The 736-nt window shown below is 64.8% G+C and carries 2 protein-coding genes; both read left to right on the top strand.

The window, feature by feature from the left end; genetic code table 11:
- Positions 1-444: DUF2163 domain-containing protein (locus tag KLP42_RS26615; protein ID WP_215571168.1), on the top strand; the 444-nt coding region annotated here is incomplete at its 5' end.
- An 8-nt stretch (positions 445-452) separates the two neighbouring features.
- A partial coding sequence (locus KLP42_RS26610) for a DUF6950 family protein (RefSeq protein ID WP_215571167.1) occupies positions 453-736 on the top strand: 284 nt, incomplete at its 3' end.

Genomic DNA, 736 nt, shown 5'->3' with positions numbered 1-736 from the left:
GGCCTGATCAAGGTGTCCGATCTCGGAAACGGGACGGGCACGACGGCCGATGGCAACTTCACCCTGACGCTCGCGGCAAGCCCCTCGATCGGCCTCACGCCTGACGTTCTCGTCCGGATCGAGGATGAGGATTACCAGGACAGGCCTGTCGTGGTGATGGACGCGCATTTCCACCCGGATACGGGCGCGCTCCTGCAGGTGGAAACCGTGGCGCGCGGTTTCCTCGACGTCATCCGGCATTCCAGCGATGCCGCAGACGGTTATCTTCTGCAGGCAGACTGCGAGGGCCGCCAGCTCGACTACAGCCGCAAGAATGGCCGCGTGCGTTCGGTTGCCGATCAGCAGCGGCGCGCACCCGGCGACAAGTTCTTCGAACATGCCGCAACGGCCGGCCGCATCAGCATCGATTGGGGCCGGGCAAGTTCCAGCACCTCCAGCCAATAGGCAAAGACATGACCCGTCATCCCGATTGGGAACGCCGCCTCCATGCGGTGATTGCCAGGCACCAGGCGCTGCCCGGCGCCTGGGGAACATCCGACTGCTGGATCATGGCCATGGATGCCGTCGAGGCCGTGACCGGTTCGCGCATCCTGCCGCACCTGCAGACTTATCAAACCGAAGCGGAAGGCTATCGGCTGTTCCGCAAACACGGCTACCGGGAAACGGTCGAGGAGGCGCTGGTCGAAGCATTCGGCGCCCCTTCCTCGCCGCTTCTCGCGCAACGCGGTGACCTCGG

It is taken from the genome of Rhizobium sp. CSW-27 (assembly GCF_018760785.1).
Classification (GTDB): domain Bacteria; phylum Pseudomonadota; class Alphaproteobacteria; order Rhizobiales; family Rhizobiaceae; genus Neorhizobium.
The sequence above is the reverse complement of the archived record's forward strand: the minus strand, read 5'-3'. Positions and strand labels throughout refer to the sequence as shown.